Source organism: Bacillus sp. 2205SS5-2 (assembly GCF_037024155.1).
Taxonomy (GTDB): domain Bacteria; phylum Bacillota; class Bacilli; order Bacillales; family Bacillaceae_K; genus Bacillus_CI.
In genome coordinates, this window is record NZ_JAYKTS010000050.1 from 1 (window position 1) to 19,076 (window position 19,076).

A 19,076-nucleotide genomic window follows, 5' to 3' on the forward strand; every position below is an offset into this window, starting at 1 on the left:
AGGGTACAAACCTCAAGTAAATACGTATGGTGGCATTAGCGAAGAGGTCACACCCGTTCCCATACCGAACACGGAAGTTAAGCTCTTCTGCGCCGATGGTAGTTGGGGGTTTCCCCCTGTGAGAGTAGGACGTCGCCATGCATTTGAAAAAACAGCCTGATGGCTGTTTTTTTGTTTTGAATTTGAACTAAATGAAACTAGATACTATTCATGAACGGGAGTGAGAGTGGGGAGAAGCAAGAAGATCAAGGAAGTGAGGGAGTGAAGCCCGGAGCGTACAACGTACGTGAGGATCGAAACGAGCGAAGCTGACGCAGAGATCCGCCGCTTATCGCCGCTCGAACCAGCGCCGATGGAAGTTGGGGGTGCCCCTGTGAGAGTAGGACGTAGCCATGTATTATTAAAAAACAGCCTGAGGGCTGTTTTTTTTGTTTTGAATTCGATTTTGAATTTGAACTAAATGAAACTAGATACTATTTATGAGCGGGAGTGAGAGTGAAAAGAAGCAACGAGGTCGATAATCTGTACTGTAGGTGCAAAGCAGATGGATGCACAATTGAGGAAGGTTAGCAAATGCAAGGGAGACATGCCAGGAAGCAGCGTCTAGACTGACCTGTTTTTGTTCATTGTAGAATTCTTTTAGGGCAAACTTAAAAAGTTGAATAAAGTCGATTCTTATTGTATGATATTAAAAAGGTTGTGCGCAATTAAAATAGAAACAAAAAGGGTGGTATAGGAATGGCAACAATTTATCAATATGATGCAAAAAAAACAAATGGAGAAAGAGAATCATTAAAGAAGTATGAAAATAAAGTAGTCCTCATCGTTAATACTGCTAGCAAATGTGGATTCACCCCTCAATTTACAGAACTACAAGAATTATATGAAAAATATCAAAATGATGGACTGACGATTCTTGGTTTTCCTTGTGATCAATTTAAGGAGCAGGAGTTCGATTCAAATGAAGAAATTATGGAATTTTGCCAAGTCAATTATGGGGTTACATTCCCTATGTATGCGAAAATAGATGTGAAGGGAGAAAATGCAGACCCTTTGTTTACATTTTTAACTTCTGAGAAAAAAGGTTTGATGAATAGTGCAATTAAATGGAATTTCACTAAGTTTCTTGTAAAACGTGACGGTACGGTTATGAAACGTTTTGCACCACAAACAAACCCTTCTAAAATGGAGAAAGATATTCAAATATTGCTAGGAGAATAACGATGAATGAAAAGAATTCAACGAGACTAGAAAATCAACTTTGTTTTACGATATATGCAGCCTCTAGAGAGATGACAAAGCTTTATCGACCATTTTTAGAGGAACTCGGACTAACGTATCCACAGTATTTAGCTATGCTCGTTTTGTGGGAAGATGAACAAGTAACGGTGAAAAAATTAGGTGAAAAACTTTTCTTAGATTCTGGTACATTGACTCCAATGTTAAAGAGAATGGAGGCACACTCTTTAGTAACACGTCATCGAGATAAAGAGGATGAACGAAAAGTAGTTATTACACTAACAGTAGAGGGAAAGCAACTAGAAAAGAAAGCCCAGTGCATCCCTGAACAACTCTTAATGGCAACGCATGTTTCACAGTTAGATGTTGAATCATTATTGAACCAATTAAAAATTTTATTAAATGAAGTTCATACACAAAATGAAAAGACGTCTCAAAAATAAGAGACGTCTTTTTAAGTATTCAATGTAAATAAATATCTTTCTATATATTGTGGAGTTTTTACAAAGGAATGCATGATAAAACTCTTAATAAAAGAATAATCTTCATTAGGTGTGGTTTTTAATAGCTCGCTCCACCATTCTGTTTCATAACGAGCAATCATGCTTAAATTATAAAGAAGTAAATAATGTAACAACATTTCTGGTAAGCAACACATTCTTTCCTTATTCGAAGGTAAAAAATATTGATTCTTTTCAAAATGATACCGAAAAGGAGGTGCTTCAAATAAGGTAGGTAGTTTGGTCCATTCAAAACTATCTTCTACTATTGTAATAGGTTCTTTGGTCTTTGATGTGATATACTCTTGGAAACGTGTAGATGACATATGATATTGCTCGAGTAAACTTGGCGAAATGACTAGTCTTTCTTTGTCTTGTAAAAGAGCAACGAGGGGAAATTCGTGAAAATGAAAATGAAACAAATCTTGAATTTCTGGTATTTGTGTCAGAAGTTGTTTCATTGTGTATTTTTCACCTTCAAGCCCAGTGTGTTGAAAGAGTTTTTCAGCTATGTGAGAGAAAAGCCCATTTTTTTGTATTTTAACTTCGTCCTCTAAAAATTGATATTGCTGTTTTTTCCTTTTTCTCGTAGAGACACCATGTGCTAGAACCGATGCAGTTTGAGGATACTCAGAATCCTGTGTTAGTAATCCAGCCTTCAAGAGGTGGGTATATCCATAAAATAATAACACGGGTTGAATGGCAAGAGGACTATTGGCAGCTTGCTGGTAATACATCTCGCCGTGTTCTAGATAATACATAAAGGGATAAGCATTATCATAGCTTTTGATTTCGAATGAGTGGATGCCTTTTTTTTGATAAACTCTTTGTAGAAATTTTTGTGTACTTGAGGCCGATTGGAATTTATGAAGAAAGCGCCAGGCTTGTGAGTGATATAACAAAGTAACACCTCCGAATAAATTGAAAAATCTAACAATTTATATTATTCTTGACAGTATTTTATCCAATTGTTAACCTACTAATAATATTTTTTTGCCTGAGGAGGAAATGGAGAATGTGGGAAACGAAATTTCAAAAAGAAGGTTTAACGTTTGATGATGTATTATTGCTACCAGCAAAGTCAGAGGTACTTCCAAAAGATGTGAATTTAAGTGTTGAATTGTCTGCTAGTTTGCACTTGAATTTACCTGTTATTAGTGCTGGGATGGATACTGTAACTGAAGCTGAGATGGCTATTAGTATGGCAAGACAGGGTGGTTTAGGTATTATCCATAAAAATATGAGTATTGAGCAGCAAGCAGAACAAGTAGATAAAGTGAAACGCTCAGAAAGTGGTGTCATAACTGACCCTTTCTTCTTAACCCCAAGTCATCAAGTATTTGATGCAGAACACCTCATGAGCAAATATCGTATTTCAGGAGTGCCGATTGTCAATGATATTGTAGATCAGAAGTTAGTAGGCATCATCACCAATCGTGACTTACGTTTTATTCAGGACTACTCTATCCCTATTTCCGACGTTATGACGAAAGATCGTTTAGTTACTGCTTCTGTAGGAACCACAATTGATGAGGCAGAAAAAATTCTCCAACAACATAAGATTGAAAAACTTCCTCTAATTGATACGAATGGGATGCTAAAAGGGTTAATTACAATTAAAGATATTGAAAAAGTAATTGAATTCCCGCATTCAGCCAAGGATAGTCAAGGTCGGTTATTAGTAGGAGCAGCGGTAGGAGTATCTAAAGATACGATGAAGCGCATTGAAATGCTCGTCCAATCAAACGTTGATGCGATTGTGATTGATACTGCGCATGGACACTCAAGAGGCGTCATTGAAACTGTAAGAGAGATTCGAACGCTCTATCCTGAGTTAAATATCATTGCAGGAAATGTTGCAACAGCAGAAGCGACAAGAGATTTATACGAAGCAGGGGCCGATGTTGTTAAAGTAGGAATTGGACCTGGATCAATCTGTACAACAAGAGTGGTAGCAGGTGTAGGAGTTCCACAGATAACAGCCATTTATGATTGTGCGTCAGAAGCTAGAAAGTACGGAAAAACAATCATTGCAGATGGTGGAATTAAATACTCTGGTGATATTGTGAAAGCACTAGCATCTGGTGGGCATGCAGTTATGCTAGGAAGTTTACTTGCTGGTACATCTGAAAGTCCTGGTGATACAGAGATTTTCCAAGGCAGACGCTTTAAGGTATATCGTGGTATGGGTTCTATTGCCGCGATGGAAAAAGGATCAAAGGATCGATATTTCCAAGAAGATGCAAAGAAATTTGTACCTGAAGGCATTGAGGGACGAATTGCCTATAAAGGACCTATTGCTGATACAATTTATCAACTTGTTGGTGGTATTCGTTCCGGTATGGGCTATTGTGGAGCACCAAATTTAGAATTTCTTCGTGAGAGAGCTCAGTTCGTGAGGATGACGGGAGCTGGTTTGCGAGAAAGCCATCCACATGATGTGCAAATAACAAAAGAAGCCCCAAATTACTCTTTATGATAGTATGAATAGGACTTTCTATGTGAAGGTCCTGTTTTTTTTGTAAGGCTCTTTTCGTATACATTGTGGTTATTTCACCTGATTTTTGACTAAATCCTCCAGCGATGCAGGCATCACCTCCGAGTTCTTCATTTGCCTGCCGCCGCAGGGCAGCCACTTCCGCTTTTCTCTGATCCAGCTGCAGTGGCTAGGGACTCGGGCATTTGTCAGCCCACTACGTGAAGCAGGCTTCACTGCGTGTTCTGCCAGATGCCTGCCGTCCCTGGGCAGCCACTTTCGCATTTCGTAAATGATGCCCGAAACAAAGCTATATCACAGATGATTAACTGATACGAAAAGCCACAATCTTTGCGAAAACAGCCTTTTGTATAGATTGTTTTCGCAGCAATAGATATTCAGTTAAATAGATGGGTTTTAGGGTACCTTTTCCTCTGTTTTTGAATGAAACACATCCGAAAATGGAGGAGTACATTAAATATTGAATAGAATTGCAACGATATATATGACAAGAGTTTTCATGATAAGAAAGGTAGTTTTGTCTTAGTATGAAGATGAATTAATTATGGTGATATAGGTCTTTTCACTGTCTACTAAAAAGCAAGGAGTTGTGATAAAATAGCGACAGTGTAGATGAAAAATATGGAGGGCTAACAACGTGAAAAAACAATGGTTTCAAAAAACAGTGGCTTGTACTTTAGCATTTTTAATAGCTTTTGGACTGGTTCAAACCCCACAATCTGCTAGTGCAGAAGATGCGTTGAACATCAACGCCCAAGCAGCCATTTTAATTGATGCAGAGACGGGTAAGGTTTTATATGAAAAGAACTCGGAAACAGCGTTAGGCATTGCGAGTATGACGAAAATGATGACAGAATTCCTACTGTTAGAAGCTGTCGACCAAGGCCGTGTAAGCTGGGATCAGAAATACTTTGTTAGTGATTATGTCTATAAAATTTCTCAAGATACTTCTTTAAGTAATGTTCCGCTAAAAGCAGATGGTCAATATTCGATTCAAGAACTATATGAAGCGATGGCGATTTATTCAGCCAATGGTGCGACCATTGCGATTGCTGAAACCATTGCAGGAACGGAAGCAAACTTTGTCAAGATGATGAATGACAAAGCGAAAGAGTTAGGACTTGAAAATTATCAGTTTGTGAATTCGACGGGATTAAATAATGCAGATTTATATGGAATGCACCCTGAAACGACAGGTGCTACTGAAGAAAATATTATGTCTGCAAAATCGACTGCAACACTGGCTTATGAGCTAATAAAGAAATATCCAGAGGTATTAGAAACTTCAAGTATTGAGAAGAAAGTATTCCGTGAAGGCATTGAAGATGAAGAGACCAATATGGAAAATTGGAATTGGATGCTTCCTCAACTTGTTTTCAAATATGAAGGTATGGATGGACTCAAAACAGGCACAACAGACTTTGCGGGTTATTGTTTCACAGGTACTGCCGAACGTAATGGAATGCGTTTTATCACGGTTGTGATGGATGCAAAAACAGAAACGGGGGCCGGGTCCTATAAATCAAGATTTGATGAAACTAGAAAAATGATGGATTTCGCTTTTAGCAACTACTCGCTAGAAGAAATAGTACCAGCGAACTATAAAGTTGAAAAGCAAGAAAATGTACCTGTAATTAAAGGGAAAGAAGACGAAGTAGCTATATCTTCTGATGCTCCTATATCAGTCATGATTCGTAACGGTGAGCAAGACAATTACAAACCAGTCTTTACTCCTTCTGGGGACTCTCTAACGGAAGATGGGGAGTTAGAAGCTCCAATTAAGAAAGGTCAAGTAGTCGGAACGTTGACGGTAAAGTATGACGGAGATGACTATGGATATGTAAATTCTAAAGCAAAAAAGAAAATTTCCGTAGATATGGTAACAGAAGATTCTGTCGAGAAGGCAAATTGGTTTGTTCTTTCATTGCGTGCAATAGGCGGATTTTTTGCAGACATTTGGAATAGTGTTGTTTCAGGTATTAAAGGCTTATTTTAATACTGTTCACCTCATGTCCTTGACATGAGGTGTTTTTTATTGTTTATTTAGCATGGAGGAATCTTTTTAGGTTTCATTATTTTCGTTTAGATTTTTAAGGGTTAGGTTATCGTAATCGGTAGTGTAAAGAACAGCAATTACATAAAGGGGGACTTATCATTATGAAAACGGGTACAGATCGTGTTAAAAGAGGGATGGCCGAAATGCAAAAAGGCGGCGTTATTATGGACGTTATCAATGCAGAGCAAGCCAAAATAGCAGAAGAAGCAGGTGCTGTTGCGGTAATGGCACTAGAGCGCGTACCAGCTGATATTCGCAAAGCTGGTGGTGTAGCAAGAATGGCAGATCCTCGCATCGTTGAAGAGGTAATGAATGCTGTTAGTATTCCTGTTATGGCAAAGGCTCGGATTGGCCATATTGTTGAAGCACGTATACTAGAATCAATGGGTGTAGATTATATAGATGAAAGTGAAGTACTAACACCAGCAGATGAAGAGTATCACTTGAATAAAAAAGATTATACAGTACCATTTGTCTGTGGATGTCGTGATTTAGGCGAAGCTGCGCGTCGTATTGGCGAAGGTGCTTCGATGTTACGTACAAAAGGAGAGCCAGGTACAGGAAATATTGTGGAAGCTGTCCGCCATATTCGTAAAGTAAATGCTCAAGTACGTAAGCTTGTAAACATGAATGAAGATGAAATCATGACAGAGGCTAAACTACTTGGAGCACCTTATGAATTACTACTAGAAATTAAAGAACACGGTCGCTTACCAGTGGTAAACTTTGCGGCTGGTGGCGTGGCAACTCCTGCTGATGCTGCCCTTATGATGCAATTAGGAGCTGATGGTGTATTCGTCGGATCAGGGATTTTTAAATCAGAGAATCCAGCTAAAATGGCCAAAGCAATTGTTGAAGCAACAACGCATTATCAAGATTATAAGCTAATTGCAGAGATTTCCAAAGAACTTGGAACGGCGATGAAAGGGATTGAAATTAGCTCAATAACTCCAGAAAACCGTATGCAAGAGCGCGGTTGGTAAGGAGAAGTCCTCTATGATCAAAATTGGAGTACTTGGACTGCAAGGTGCTGTACGAGAGCATATCCGCTCTATTGAAGCATGTGGAGCGGAAGCAGTCATCATCAAAAGAGCTGGACAACTAGAGAACGTTGATGGTCTTATTATGCCAGGTGGAGAAAGTACGACAATGAGACGTTTAATTGATCGCTATCAGTTCATGCAACCTTTGCAACAGTTTGCTAAAGAAGGAAAGCCGATATTTGGTACATGCGCAGGCTTAATTCTGTTAGCAAAAGAAATTGTAGGCTATAGTGAACCTCATTTAGGATTAATTAATGCAACCGTCGAACGAAATTCATTTGGTCGGCAAAAAGAGAGTTTCGAAGCATCTTTACACATCAAAGGTGTGGCAGAAGATTTTAATGCCGTCTTTATTCGTGCCCCGCACATCGTTTCTGTTGAAGAGGGTGTTGAAATATTAGCTGAGCATAACGGTCGTATTGTTGCTGCTCGAGATGGTCAGTTTTTAGGTTGCTCTTTCCATCCAGAATTGACAGACGACCACAGATTAACAGCTTATTTTGTTACGATGGTACAGGAATTTAAAGGTGTTTCTGCATAAAAATAGTTGCAGTAGGTAAATAATTGTAGTACATTATGAATAATTAAATTCAAAGCAAATAAAACGTTGACAGGAACTAGTAACACTATGACTTTTTTTTAGAGAGTCGGTGGTTGGTGAAAACCGATAAGAAGCATGTGTGAATCCATCCTTGAGTGAGGAGCCGAATGTAAGTAAGCTCTTCCGGCTAGAGACCGTTATTCTTTACAAGGTGGAGAGCATATGCTTTCAACTAGGGTGGCAACGCGGGTAACTCTCGTCCCTTTTCTAAGGGATGGGAGTTTTTTATTTGTCAAAAAAGGAGGAAGCAGAATGTTAGATATTAAATTTTTACGAACAAACTTTCAAGAAGTGAAAGAAAGACTGGCTCACCGTGGTGAGGATTTGAGTGATTTTGAAATCTTCGAGGCGTTAGATAATAAGCGTCGAGAACTGATTGTTCAAACAGAGCAATTAAAAAGTGAGCGCAATGAAGTATCACAGAAAATCGCCGTCATGAAACGAGAAAAACAAAATGCAGATGGACTTATTTTGCGAATGCGTGACGTAGGAGAAAAGGTAAAAGAGTTTGATGACGAGTTGAGAGTAGTCGAAGAACGATTAGAAAATTTATTATTATCCATTCCAAATATTCCTCATGAGAGTGTTCCGGTTGGAGAGACAGAAGATGATAATATCGATGTGCGGCAATGGGGCGAGTTGCCTTCATTTGATTTCGAAGCAAAGCCACACTGGGATCTAGCAACGAGTCTAGATATCCTTGATTTTGAACGTGCCGGAAAAGTCACAGGAAGCCGTTTTGTTTTTTATAAAGGATTAGGTGCTAGACTAGAGCGTGCACTGATCAACTTCATGATGGACCTTCATTCAGATGAGCATGAGTATAAAGAAATTCTGCCACCTTATCTGGTGAACCGTGCGAGCATGACAGGGACAGGTCAATTGCCGAAGTTCGAAGAGGATGCTTTTTTGATTGAAAAGGAAGATTATTTTTTAATTCCTACTTCAGAGGTTCCCGTAACAAACTATCATCGGGATGAAATTTTAGTTGGAGATGAACTACCTATTGGTTATGCTGCCTATAGTGCTAATTTTCGATCTGAAGCGGGATCAGCCGGTCGAGATACTAGAGGATTAATTCGTCAACATCAATTCAATAAAGTAGAACTAGTTCGTTTTGTTAAGCCTGAGAACTCTTATGAAGAACTTGAAAAATTGACTGGACATGCAGAGAAAGTACTTCAACTCCTTGGCTTACCATATCGAGTACTAAGTATGTGTACTGGTGATTTAGGTTTCACAGCCGCTAAGAAATATGACATAGAAGTATGGATTCCGAGCTACAATACGTATCGTGAAATTTCTTCTTGTTCTAACTTTGAAGCTTTTCAAGCGCGCCGTGCCAATATTCGATTCCGTCGTGAGCCTAATGCAAAGCCAGAACATGTGCATACCTTGAATGGATCAGGCTTAGCGATTGGAAGAACGGTTGCAGCAATCTTAGAGAATTACCAACAAGAGGATGGTTCTATTATCATTCCAGAAGTTCTTCGTCCGTATATGGGAAGAAAAGAAGTTATTCAACTAGAGTAAAAGTAAGTAAGAAAAGCAAAAGGCGTAAGCATATCGACGTCCTATAGTAGGCGAGGACTGAACTGGCATCATTTTCTTATCAGGACAGGGATTGAACTTCTGACCTCGAGTCAAATGAATAACTCTCCAGTGATGCAGGCATCACTGGAGAGCTCTTCATTTGCCTGTCGCCTCAGGGTGAGTTTCGTAAATGATGCCCGAAACAAAGCTATATCATAGATGATAAACTGATTCGAAAAGCCGCAAAGCTTGCGAAAGTAGCCAACTTAAAAAAGGAGAAAAAAAGTCTCTCCTTTTTTTTTGAAAAACATTTGACTTATTATTTAATACCTGTTATTATTAATCTTGTCGATACGGAGGAATACCCAAGTCTGGCTGAAGGGATCGGTCTTGAAAACCGACAGGCGGGTCATACCGCGCGGGGGTTCGAATCCCTCTTCCTCCTCCATAATTACTAACATCAATCATTGCGCATAATGTTTGGAGATATAGTTCGTTACTGCTTAGCAGTAACGAACTTTTTGTTGTGGGAAAAGAAACCACTTAATTTTATTTTCCGTTTTTAAAACAAATGTTAGTGAGATAAAAAAATCGCAAGTCTTGTTGGATAAAACATTTCATTTTTACAATCTAGAGCATCCGAATTCCATAAAAAAGTCGCCGAGAAACGGCGACTTATTTTTTTAGTAAACGTGATTGCTCAATCATATACCCAATTCGATCAATAATGGGTTCAATTGAGTTTTCATCTTTTACTAAATCATATTCTTTAATATTCAAGCGGAGAACAGGGCAAGAATTAAAGGAGTTAATCCAGTTTTCATAGCGCTGATGCATTTCCTCCCAATAGGCGATAGGGGTCTGCTGCTCCATCGGACGCCCTCGTACCTTAATACGATCAATGATGTCATCAATTGATCCTTCTAAATAGATAAGAAGGTCTGGATGGGGGAAGTAAGGAGTCATAACCATTGCATCAAAAAGACTAGTGTAGGTGTCATAGTCAATTTTTGACATTGTTCCTTTTTCAAAATGCATTCGTGCGAAGATACCAGTATCTTCATATATTGAACGGTCTTGGATGAATCCACCACCATATTCAAAAATTCTTTTTTGCTCTTTAAAGCGTTCTGCTAGGAAGTATACTTGGAGGTGGAAGCTCCAGCTTTTAAAATCATGATAAAATTTATCTAAATAGGGATTGGTGTCTACTTTTTCAAACGATGTCCGAAAGCCAAGTGCATCGGCCAGCCCGTTTGTCATGGTAGATTTACCTACTCCGACAGTTCCAGCGATTGTAATAACCGCATTGCTGGGAATTCGGTATTTTTCACGAAGATTCATTCGTCTAAACTCCTTTATTTAATGTTTTATCAAGGGAATGAAGCATATAATTCAAATCTTCATCACTCTTTACAAAATCCATCTCATCACCATTAAAGGTTAATACCGGAATATCACTATGGTTATTCTTGAAATTCTCCATATACACTTCGTAATCCGCTGAGAGTTGATTTAGGTAGGCTGGGCTGATTTTTTTCTCAAACTCTCGTCCGCGCTTTTCAATCCTTTTTAATAGAGTGTCCAAGCTAGCGTGTAAATAAATCACGACATTTGGATGAGGCATATCCCCTGTTAAAATATCGTAAATTCGGAGATATTTGTCGTATTGTTTATTTTTGAGAGTTCTCTGAGCGAAGATAATATTTTTCATAATATGATAATCAGCTACAACTGGCTTATTTTTAGAGAGATAATGATTGTCGATGTCTTCTAATTGCTTAAAGCGATTGCACAAGAAAAACATTTCGGTTTGAAAGCTCCACTCATCGATATTGTCGTAGAACTTTCCAAGGAAAGGATTTTCATCTACAATCTCTTTCAAGAGATAGTATTGATAGTGGTCTGAAATGGCTTTGGCAAGAGAGGTCTTCCCTACACCGATAGGACCTTCAACAGTAATAAAAGGATTTCTCCCCATATGATGTCCTCCTCGTCACCTTCATAAGGTTATTATTCGACATAGACGTTCAAATGACGACAAATTTTATTTTAACATAAATAGAGGAGGGTGGGTCGTGATTATTTTTTCAGGCAAATTAGAAAAGAGCTGAAAAAATATTCAGCTCTTTTCGTATGGCTGTTTTCGCAAAGTTTGTGGCTTTTCGAATCAGCTGATCATTTATGATATAGCTTTGCTTCGGGTATCATTTCGTCTGTTTTTGATCGAATTCAACAGTGAAATGGAAAATTTAATCAAAAATATAAAGAAATAGCCACAATGTATACGAAAAGATCCTTACGTATACATTGTTGTTAGCTTAGTGAGTAATCGGCAGAATCCCTTGTATTAGAGTTGAATTCGTTAAAGAATCACGAAAAGGTGTCCTAAACCCAATTGTTAAACTAAATTCTCTTGCTGCGAAAACAGCCTTTGTTCGAAGTAATAATTTAATCATGTTTTTTGTCTCGCTCCAGGCGACTTGAGTATTTTTTTGCTTATTTTTTTGTGACATCAAAATTTTCAGTGATGAGCAACCAGTTTTGTGGAAAGGATAACCCGAGCTTCCAGTAGCTCATTCCTTTTAAATTTAGCTCTTTGATTAAATCGAATTTCGCTTGAATCGAACGAGCGTCTTCAAACCAGACTTTATGTTCTTTCCCCTTTTCATCTACATAATCAAAAAATGGTGCTTGCGCTTTTCCGTCGTATTGAATCTGAACATTGTATTGAGCGGCTTTTTGAATGGCTTGTTGAGGGCTGAGTGCTTTGGCGGTGTCTCTACCTTGAACAAAGGGTAATGTCCAATCGTACCCATATAAATTTTGCCCCATTAAAATCTTAGAAGATGGCATTTCAGTAATTGCATATTCTAGAACCTCTCGAACGGGTTCAATTGGAGAAACAGCCATAGGAGGACCGCCACTATATCCCCATTCATAGGTCATGATAACGACAAAATCGACAATTTCTCCATGTGCTTTATAGTCATGCCCTTCATACCATTTTCCTTTTTGGTCTGCGCTTGTCTTCGGCGCAAGTGCCGTTGATAATAGCCAACCCTCTTGTGAAAAGCGCTTTTTTGCTTTACGAAGAAAGCGATTGTATGCTTCACGGTCAGCTGGACGCAAATATTCAAAATCAAAATGAATATCGCGGAATCCATATTTTTTTGCTGTAGCTACAATTGTATTGAGGAATTTATCTTGTATAGCCATGTCATTCAGTATGATTCTACCCAATTCGTCATTAAATTGTCCTTCTTCTTGATTTGTGATCACCATGACTAGTATATTTCCGTTAGCTTTCGCAATGTCTGGGAATTGTCCCAGAGGGGGTTCATCCAATGTTCCATCCCTTTGTGCTTGAAAACTAAATGGAGATAAGTAGGTTAAATAAGGAGCAGCATCTCGTGCACTTTTTTCCAAATTATCAGGAACAGTTTCACCAAACGGTTCCACATAGGCGTTAAATTCGGCTTCATTTTTGGGCTCTGGCGGAATATAAAGACGAAATCCAATTTGAAGTGGTTGATTTGGTGAAATATTATTTATGCTCGCTAACTCTTGATAGGGAATTCCGTAAGATTGACTAATAGACCAAAGGCTATCTCCGGCTTTGATAAAGTAAAAACTACCGACTATCGGGATGACTAATGTTTGACCGACAACGAGCTGATTGGGGTTTGGAATTTCATTTGCATTAATAAGTTCATCGACATTAGTACCGTAAGCTTGAGCGATGCCAAAAAGTGATTGATTCTGTTGGACAACGTGAATCTGCACCAAGGTCCCTCCTTTTCATTTCACTATAAACAGTGTATGAGAGGGCTTGTTTTTCTATGTCATTTCTCTCCCTTATTATTTAGATTGAAAGAAGTGGAGTGAGAAGTATTCGCCTTTAGTACATTTTTCATCATTTTAAGAGCATAATGATTATCCTGCTTACTAACGGATGCAATACAATCTTCAGGAATGGTCAAGGTGAATTCGCGCATATACGCGTCATTTGCCGTAAAGAGAACGCAAATATTTCCTGCCAGTCCTGTAAGGATGAGCGAACTGACTTGAAGTTGGTGCAATAACGTATTCAGGGCTGTTCCGTAAAAAGCAGAATGCTTTGGTTTAATTAAAAAATAATCTTTATCATCTGGTCGTAGCTCTTGTAGAAAAGAAGAACTAGTATCATTTTCGCAGGCGCGATAGATTTTTTCTATGTCTGCTTGCCATAGGTTATAATGGTCATTAATATAAATAATAGGAAAATCATGCTCATAACATAATGACTTAAGATTGATGATGGGTTTGATGATTTTTTTGGCATTCTCTAAAAGTGCTTCCCCGTGATCAAAATCAAAAGAATTAATCACGTCAATAATGAGAAGAGCATGAGAAGATGGTTTAGTCATAGGTAAACTCCTTTTCTGGAAAGACTGTTTTCGCAAAGTTTGTGGCTTTTCGGATCAGTGTATCCTCTATGATATAGCTTTGTTTCGGGCATCATTTACGAAAAGCGGAAGTGGCTCACCCTGAGGCGACAGGCAAACGGAGGATTTAGTCAAAAATCAGATAAAATAGCCACAATGTATACGAAAAGAGCCTTTGGAAAATAAGTGTAAAATTTAAAAATACTTTAATATCGAGCTTCATCCTTCATCGGTTTCGGGTCTAAGTCAAGCTAATTATGTGATGAAGAGCGCCATATGTTAGCCTTCGTCTTATTCTGGTCGCTGGTAATCGGATGACTTGCGCATTCCATAGTATAGTTTGGAGTAACTCGCTTGATTTTATAAGGAGAGTAAAATGAATTCTAAAGATGAAGAATATATGAGAATAGCGATTCTAGAAGCAAAAAAGGCAGAAAAAATAGATGAGGTACCAATTGGTGCTGTTGTTGTAATTGACGGGAAAATTATTTCCTCTGCTTATAATTTGAGAGAGAAGACTCAAAACGCCGTCAAACATGCTGAGCTAATCGCGATTGAAAAAGCGTGTGAAGTTATGGGTACCTGGCGGTTAGAACGTGCAGAACTCTATGTCACGCTAGAACCTTGTCCTATGTGTAGTGGAGCGATTCTTTTATCGCGAGTGGAACGTGTGGTTTATGGGGCTAAAGATCCAAAAGCAGGTTGTGCAGGCTCATTAATGAATCTTTTGACGGATGGACGATTTAATCATCAGTGCGAAGTCAAAAGTGGTATACTAGAAGAAGAGTGTGGGATGTTGCTCAGTCATTTTTTTCGGGAACTTCGAAAGAAAAAGAAAGCCGGAAAGAAACAAAAACAAGCTTCGGATTAATAGGTAAAATTTAACAAGTGAGAATCGTTGCTTTTTTTTCGAATAGCTAGTATACTTCTATTTGTGTCAGATATTGACGCAACCAAATATGGTTTCAATTTTGCCGTGCTAAGCGGGGAGGTAGCGGTGCCCTGTACTCGCAATCCGCTCTAGCGAGGCCGAATCCCTTTCCAAGGCTAACACTTTGTAGGGCTGCCTCAAGTAAGTGGTGTTGACGCTTGGGTCCTGCGCAATGAGAACCCACGAACTATGTCAGGTCCGGAAGGAAGCAGCATTAAGTGGATCATCTCATGTGCCGCAGGGTTGCCTGAGCCGAGCTAACTGCTTGAGTAACGCCTATGAATGTTAGTCGACGAAAGGTGCACGGCAGTTATTTCACATATTAAACTCATCTGTTTATACAGATGAGTTTTTTTGTATTGAAATGAGTCCTCATAATAATGGGAACATCGCCATGAAGTGAGCGTTTACCGCTTTTCTTGTATTTTCATATACGGTATAATAAATACAATCATTATTTATGGAGGAGGGAATACATGGCTTACCAAGCTTTATATCGTGTTTGGCGTCCCAAAAAGTTTGTGGATGTAGTAGGACAGCAACATGTAACAAAAACTTTACAAAACGCCCTCCTTCAACAAAAAATCTCACATGCATATTTATTCTCTGGTCCAAGGGGAACAGGGAAAACAAGTGCAGCAAAGATACTAGCTAAGGCGGTAAACTGTGAGAAAGCCCCTATTGCTGAACCGTGTAATGAGTGTTCGTCGTGCATTGGTATAACTGATGGATCGATTTCAGATGTGATTGAGATTGATGCCGCTTCTAATAATGGTGTCGAAGAGATTCGTGATATTCGTGATAAGGTTAAGTACGCACCAAGTTCCGTTACATATAAGGTATATATTATTGATGAGGTTCATATGTTGTCGATGGGTGCTTTTAATGCTCTGTTAAAAACATTAGAAGAACCACCAAAGCATGTTATATTTATTTTAGCAACAACAGAACCACATAAAATACCGTTAACCATTATCTCGCGGTGTCAGCGTTTTGATTTTAAACGAATCACTTCTTTTGATATTGTTGGCCGCATGCAACATATTGCAGATGAATCTCATGTGCAATATGACGAAAAAGCTTTACATGTTATCGCAAGAGCAGCTGAAGGTGGGATGCGCGATGCGTTAAGCCTACTAGATCAGGCGATTTCATTTAGTGAAAATCATGTTGCGGTTGAAGATGCGCTTACGGTAACAGGGGCCGTTGCTCAAACTTTTCTTAATCAATTAGGTCGTTCTATTTATGAAAAAGACGTTGCAGGTGCACTCTATGCGTTAGAAGAATTAATAAATCAAGGGAAAGATCCTGCTAGATTTGTTGAAGATCTTATTCTCTATTTCAGGGATATGCTTCTTTATAAGACAGCTCCAAATTTAGAAGAATCTTTAGAAAGAGTACTTTTAGATGATGACTTTATAAATTTAGCGCAACAAATCACACCACCTGAAATTTATTCTTTTATCGATATCTTAAATGGAGCTCAGCATGAAATGAAGTTCTCAAACCATGCGAAAATCTATTTAGAGATCTCTATTGTAAAGTTGTGTCAAATGGAGAAAGCCCCTGTCACAAATAGCGGAACAATTCCTGAGGTTCAAGAATTAATTAACAAAATAAACTCGCTTGAACGAGAAGTTGAAACTCTTAAAACTCAAGGAGTTGCTCGCGTGCCAGAACAGCAAGTGCAGCAAACGAAAAAAACGAACCGTTCTCAAAAGGGATTTAAAGCTCAAACAGGGAAGATTAAAGAAGTATTAAAACATGCAACAAGGCAAGATTTAAATTTATTAAAAAGTCGTTGGGGAGATTTATTAGAACAATTAAACCAACGTAGTATGAGGTCACAAGCGGCTCTTTTAAATGATGCAGAGCCTGTAGCGGCTTCTTCTACATCATTTGTGTTAAAATTTAAATATGAAATTCATTGTCAAATGGCTATGGAAAATCAAGGTTTTATAGAAGCAATCTCCTCTATATTGAATAACCTAATAAACATTCAGTATATAATGGTAGGAGTTCCAGACGATCAATGGTCGAGTATTAGACAAGAATTTTTACAGCACCACCAAGAGGATGAAAATGAAGATTCACAACAAACAGACCCTCTCATAGATGAAGCGATGAAACTTGTAGGATCTGATTTGTTAGAAATAAAAGACTAAAAAATGTAGGAGGTTTTCACACATGCGTGGTGGAATGGGAAATATGCAAAATATGATGAAACAAATGCAAAAAATGCAAAAGAAAATGGCAGAAGCTCAAGAAGAACTAGGTGACAAACGAATTGAGGGGACTGCTGGCGGCGGTATGGTTTCTGTCATTGTTTCTGGTCATAAAGAAGTGATGGAAGTAAATATTAAAGAAGAAGTTGTGGATCCTGAGGATATTGAGATGCTTCAAGATTTGGTTCTAGCGGCTACAAATGATGCGCTAAAGAAAACAGAAGAGTTAACAAACTCCACAATGGGACAATTTACTAAAGGATTAAATATTCCTGGAATGTAATTAGGGGGACACACGATGCATTACCCTGAGCCGATATCAAAATTAATTGATAGCTTTATGAAGCTGCCAGGTATCGGGCCGAAAACAGCGGCCCGGCTGGCTTTTTTTGTCTTGAGTATGAAAGAAGATACGGTGCTCGATTTCGCGAAAGCTCTCGTTAATGCCAAAAGGAATTTAGGCTATTGCTCCGTATGCGGTCATATTACGGATCAAGATCCATGTTACATTTGTGAAGATACTAAAAGAGACAAAAGTCTCGTTTGCGTAGTGCAAGACCCTAAAGATGTCATTGCAATGGAAAAAATGAAAGACTTTAACGGACTTTATCATGTTCTACACGGGGCGATTTCTCCCATGGAAGGGATTGGTCCAGAAGATATCAATGTTCCAAATCTATTAAAGCGACTTCAAAGTGATGAAATTCAAGAAGTGATCCTAGCTACAAACCCAAATATAGAAGGGGAAGCAACGGCAATGTATATTTCCAGACTCTTAAAACCTTCAGGTATAAGGGTGACAAGAATTGCGCATGGTCTACCGGTAGGTGGGGATTTAGAATACGCAGATGAAGTAACTTTATCTAGAGCTTTAGAAGGAAGAAGAGATATTTAGCAGGAGTGAAGAGGATGTTCTTCCGTAAAAGAAATAAAATACGTAACGAATACGATGGACAACTAATTAACTTGATGGAATCAACAAAGCGGGATTGGGTCGATAAACGATCAATTGAAGAGATGAGTATTGATCAACATTTTGATCTAACTTGTCAAACGAAAATAGCAGAATCAAAATATTTTTTCTTATTTAAAGAAGCTAAAAAACGAAAAATCGTCATAAAAAGATAGACAACCCTCATATTCTATTTGTAAGTAGTTAAGAAAAGAGATGAGGGGTTTTGTATGAATCCGATTATAGTCATATCCCTTTTGAGTGGGGGAGTTTTATTGCTCTTATCTGCAGGTACGCCATTTAAACCAGTTCGCTTTGTAGGTCAAGCAGTCATGAAAGTAATGATTGGTGCGTTATTTTTATTCTTTCTTAATGCGTTTGGCAGTCAATTTGGCGTTCACGTACCAATCAATTTTGTTACATCATCTATATCAGGGGTTCTTGGAATTCCAGGTGTTATAGGTCTTACCATCATCCAAACAATGATTATTTAAGGACATAATGTAATTTGATTCTTACGGTAGGAATTGATCATGACTTTTCAATATTTGCTGAGGAGGATTAGAGGAAAAGATTTTATGATTCCTTCAATTGAAGGTTAAAAATCAATACGAAAACAAGAGTACTTGAGAAATCAACCTTATTTAGGACGCCGGGGAATGCCGGCGTTTTTCTTTTGGATGATTTTAAAATAAAATTCTATAATCCTATTGACGTTGAAACTAATAGATGATATTATTTATTAGGTCGTCAAACGGCGAAAAAAACAACGAAATGCTTGCCGAAAAAAACAAGAAAAAAATTGTTGACAAAACGGTGTGGAAGTTGTATGATATAAAAGTCGCCTCATCGCGACAACGATTGAACTTTGAAAACTGAAAAGACGAAACGTCAACGTTAATTTTAAAAGTAAGAACATAGATTCTTGCAAAAAATGTTTTATGAGCAAGTCAAACTTAACTTTTATGGAGAGTTTGATCCTGGCTCAGGACGAACGCTGGCGGCGTGCCTAATACATGCAAGTCGAGCGAACAATGAGGAGCTTGCTCCTCATTGTTAGCGGCGGACGGGT

Annotated in this window: 19 protein-coding genes, 1 tRNA gene, 2 rRNA genes, 1 other RNA gene and 1 other annotated feature; of the genes, 17 read left to right on the forward strand and 6 right to left on the reverse strand. The window is 38.4% G+C overall.

Annotated elements, in window-relative coordinates; genetic code table 11:
- Positions 1-25: 25 nt before the first annotated feature.
- The 3 genes from rrf to U8D43_RS19990 all read left to right on the forward strand — a co-directional run bounded on the left by rrf (position 26) and on the right by U8D43_RS19990 (position 1,682).
- A 5S ribosomal RNA gene (rrf, locus tag U8D43_RS19980) occupies positions 26-141 on the forward strand.
- 597 nt (positions 142-738) lie between these two features.
- On the forward strand, positions 739-1,221 hold the full coding sequence (locus U8D43_RS19985; protein WP_335872908.1) for a glutathione peroxidase: 483 nt from the start codon (positions 739-741) through the stop codon (positions 1,219-1,221).
- A gap of 2 nt (positions 1,222-1,223) precedes the next feature.
- On the forward strand, positions 1,224-1,682 hold the full coding sequence (locus U8D43_RS19990; RefSeq protein ID WP_335872909.1) for a MarR family winged helix-turn-helix transcriptional regulator: 459 nt from the start codon (positions 1,224-1,226) through the stop codon (positions 1,680-1,682).
- An 11-nt stretch (positions 1,683-1,693) separates the two neighbouring features.
- Here U8D43_RS19990 and U8D43_RS19995 read toward each other — a convergent pair whose 3' ends face one another.
- Entirely contained in the window at positions 1,694-2,641 is a 948-nt protein-coding gene (locus U8D43_RS19995; protein WP_335872910.1) for a YaaC family protein, read from the reverse strand.
- Positions 2,642-2,754: 113 nt separating this feature from the next.
- Here U8D43_RS19995 and guaB point away from each other — a divergent pair, with 113 nt between their 5' ends.
- The 6 genes from guaB (at position 2,755) to U8D43_RS20025 (ending at position 9,917) form a co-directional block, all read left to right on the forward strand.
- Positions 2,755-4,218, forward strand: coding sequence for an IMP dehydrogenase (gene guaB, locus U8D43_RS20000; RefSeq protein ID WP_335872911.1), 1,464 nt, complete (start codon positions 2,755-2,757; stop codon positions 4,216-4,218).
- 655 nt (positions 4,219-4,873) lie between these two features.
- Positions 4,874-6,232, forward strand: coding sequence for a serine hydrolase (locus tag U8D43_RS20005; protein ID WP_335872912.1), 1,359 nt, complete (start codon positions 4,874-4,876; stop codon positions 6,230-6,232).
- A 158-nt stretch (positions 6,233-6,390) separates the two neighbouring features.
- A complete protein-coding gene (pdxS, locus tag U8D43_RS20010) occupies positions 6,391-7,275 on the forward strand; it encodes a pyridoxal 5'-phosphate synthase lyase subunit PdxS (protein WP_335872926.1) in 885 nt (294 codons plus the stop codon).
- Between the two features lie 13 nt (positions 7,276-7,288).
- A complete protein-coding gene (gene pdxT / locus U8D43_RS20015) occupies positions 7,289-7,876 on the forward strand; it encodes a pyridoxal 5'-phosphate synthase glutaminase subunit PdxT (RefSeq protein ID WP_335872913.1) in 588 nt (195 codons plus the stop codon).
- Positions 7,877-7,933: 57 nt separating this feature from the next.
- Positions 7,934-8,143 (forward strand) — a binding site (T-box leader).
- 45 nt (positions 8,144-8,188) lie between these two features.
- Positions 8,189-9,469 (forward strand): serine--tRNA ligase, encoded by a 1,281-nt coding sequence (gene serS, locus U8D43_RS20020; RefSeq protein WP_335872914.1) that lies wholly within the window; start codon positions 8,189-8,191, stop codon positions 9,467-9,469.
- 355 nt (positions 9,470-9,824) lie between these two features.
- Positions 9,825-9,917 (forward strand) — tRNA-Ser (locus U8D43_RS20025).
- 227 nt (positions 9,918-10,144) lie between these two features.
- On the opposite strand, the gene U8D43_RS20030 is transcribed toward U8D43_RS20025, so the two are convergent.
- The 5 genes from U8D43_RS20030 to U8D43_RS20050 form a co-directional block, all read right to left on the reverse strand.
- Complete coding sequence (locus U8D43_RS20030; protein WP_335872915.1) at positions 10,145-10,813, reverse strand: deoxynucleoside kinase; 669 nt, start codon at positions 10,811-10,813, stop codon at positions 10,145-10,147.
- A 4-nt stretch (positions 10,814-10,817) separates the two neighbouring features.
- Positions 10,818-11,450: a deoxynucleoside kinase gene (locus tag U8D43_RS20035; protein ID WP_335872916.1), complete on the reverse strand. Its 633-nt coding sequence runs from the start codon at positions 11,448-11,450 to the stop codon at positions 10,818-10,820.
- 340 nt (positions 11,451-11,790) lie between these two features.
- Complete coding sequence (locus U8D43_RS20040) at positions 11,791-11,928, reverse strand: hypothetical protein (RefSeq protein WP_335872917.1); 138 nt, start codon at positions 11,926-11,928, stop codon at positions 11,791-11,793.
- Positions 11,929-11,968: 40 nt separating this feature from the next.
- The gene (locus U8D43_RS20045) at positions 11,969-13,255 is read right to left on the reverse strand and encodes a glycoside hydrolase family 18 protein (protein WP_335872918.1); all 1,287 of its coding nucleotides are present in this window, start codon (positions 13,253-13,255) and stop codon (positions 11,969-11,971) included.
- Between the two features lie 59 nt (positions 13,256-13,314).
- The gene (locus U8D43_RS20050; RefSeq protein ID WP_335872919.1) at positions 13,315-13,878 is read right to left on the reverse strand and encodes a cysteine hydrolase family protein; all 564 of its coding nucleotides are present in this window, start codon (positions 13,876-13,878) and stop codon (positions 13,315-13,317) included.
- Between the two features lie 394 nt (positions 13,879-14,272).
- Between U8D43_RS20050 and tadA the strand changes: the two genes are divergently transcribed.
- The 8 genes from tadA to U8D43_RS20090 form a co-directional block, all read left to right on the forward strand.
- Positions 14,273-14,767 carry a tRNA adenosine(34) deaminase TadA gene (gene tadA, locus U8D43_RS20055; protein ID WP_335872920.1) on the forward strand — a complete coding sequence of 165 codons (495 nt, stop codon included), beginning with the start codon at positions 14,273-14,275 and terminating at the stop codon, positions 14,765-14,767.
- Between the two features lie 103 nt (positions 14,768-14,870).
- An RNA gene (gene ffs, locus U8D43_RS20060) (signal recognition particle sRNA large type) lies at positions 14,871-15,134 on the forward strand.
- 169 nt (positions 15,135-15,303) lie between these two features.
- Positions 15,304-16,992 (forward strand): DNA polymerase III subunit gamma/tau, encoded by a 1,689-nt coding sequence (gene dnaX / locus U8D43_RS20065; RefSeq protein ID WP_335872921.1) that lies wholly within the window; start codon positions 15,304-15,306, stop codon positions 16,990-16,992.
- Positions 16,993-17,014: 22 nt separating this feature from the next.
- Positions 17,015-17,335 carry a YbaB/EbfC family nucleoid-associated protein gene (locus tag U8D43_RS20070; protein ID WP_335872922.1) on the forward strand — a complete coding sequence of 107 codons (321 nt, stop codon included), beginning with the start codon at positions 17,015-17,017 and terminating at the stop codon, positions 17,333-17,335.
- A 15-nt stretch (positions 17,336-17,350) separates the two neighbouring features.
- Positions 17,351-17,947 carry a recombination mediator RecR gene (recR, locus tag U8D43_RS20075; RefSeq protein ID WP_335872923.1) on the forward strand — a complete coding sequence of 199 codons (597 nt, stop codon included), beginning with the start codon at positions 17,351-17,353 and terminating at the stop codon, positions 17,945-17,947.
- A 14-nt stretch (positions 17,948-17,961) separates the two neighbouring features.
- Positions 17,962-18,180: a YaaL family protein gene (locus tag U8D43_RS20080; protein ID WP_335872924.1), complete on the forward strand. Its 219-nt coding sequence runs from the start codon at positions 17,962-17,964 to the stop codon at positions 18,178-18,180.
- Positions 18,181-18,234: 54 nt separating this feature from the next.
- A complete protein-coding gene (locus tag U8D43_RS20085) occupies positions 18,235-18,498 on the forward strand; it encodes a pro-sigmaK processing inhibitor BofA family protein (RefSeq protein ID WP_335872925.1) in 264 nt (87 codons plus the stop codon).
- Positions 18,499-18,966: 468 nt separating this feature from the next.
- A 16S ribosomal RNA gene (locus U8D43_RS20090) occupies positions 18,967-19,076 on the forward strand; the annotation flags it as partial.

Coding starts and splice junctions, on each gene's coding strand:
- U8D43_RS19985 (WP_335872908.1), top strand. CDS start 739: ATGGCAACAATTTATCAATATGATGCAAAAAAAACAAATGGAGAAAGA.
- U8D43_RS19990 (WP_335872909.1), top strand. CDS start 1,224: ATGAATGAAAAGAATTCAACGAGACTAGAAAATCAACTTTGTTTTACG.
- guaB (WP_335872911.1), top strand. CDS start 2,755: ATGTGGGAAACGAAATTTCAAAAAGAAGGTTTAACGTTTGATGATGTA.
- pdxT (WP_335872913.1), top strand. CDS start 7,289: ATGATCAAAATTGGAGTACTTGGACTGCAAGGTGCTGTACGAGAGCAT.
- serS (WP_335872914.1), top strand. CDS start 8,189: ATGTTAGATATTAAATTTTTACGAACAAACTTTCAAGAAGTGAAAGAA.
- U8D43_RS20030 (WP_335872915.1), bottom strand. CDS start 10,813: ATGAATCTTCGTGAAAAATACCGAATTCCCAGCAATGCGGTTATTACA.
- U8D43_RS20035 (WP_335872916.1), bottom strand. CDS start 11,450: ATGGGGAGAAATCCTTTTATTACTGTTGAAGGTCCTATCGGTGTAGGG.
- U8D43_RS20040 (WP_335872917.1), bottom strand. CDS start 11,928: ATGATTAAATTATTACTTCGAACAAAGGCTGTTTTCGCAGCAAGAGAA.
- U8D43_RS20050 (WP_335872919.1), bottom strand. CDS start 13,878: ATGACTAAACCATCTTCTCATGCTCTTCTCATTATTGACGTGATTAAT.
- tadA (WP_335872920.1), top strand. CDS start 14,273: ATGAATTCTAAAGATGAAGAATATATGAGAATAGCGATTCTAGAAGCA.
- dnaX (WP_335872921.1), top strand. CDS start 15,304: ATGGCTTACCAAGCTTTATATCGTGTTTGGCGTCCCAAAAAGTTTGTG.
- U8D43_RS20070 (WP_335872922.1), top strand. CDS start 17,015: ATGCGTGGTGGAATGGGAAATATGCAAAATATGATGAAACAAATGCAA.
- recR (WP_335872923.1), top strand. CDS start 17,351: ATGCATTACCCTGAGCCGATATCAAAATTAATTGATAGCTTTATGAAG.
- U8D43_RS20080 (WP_335872924.1), top strand. CDS start 17,962: ATGTTCTTCCGTAAAAGAAATAAAATACGTAACGAATACGATGGACAA.
- U8D43_RS20085 (WP_335872925.1), top strand. CDS start 18,235: ATGAATCCGATTATAGTCATATCCCTTTTGAGTGGGGGAGTTTTATTG.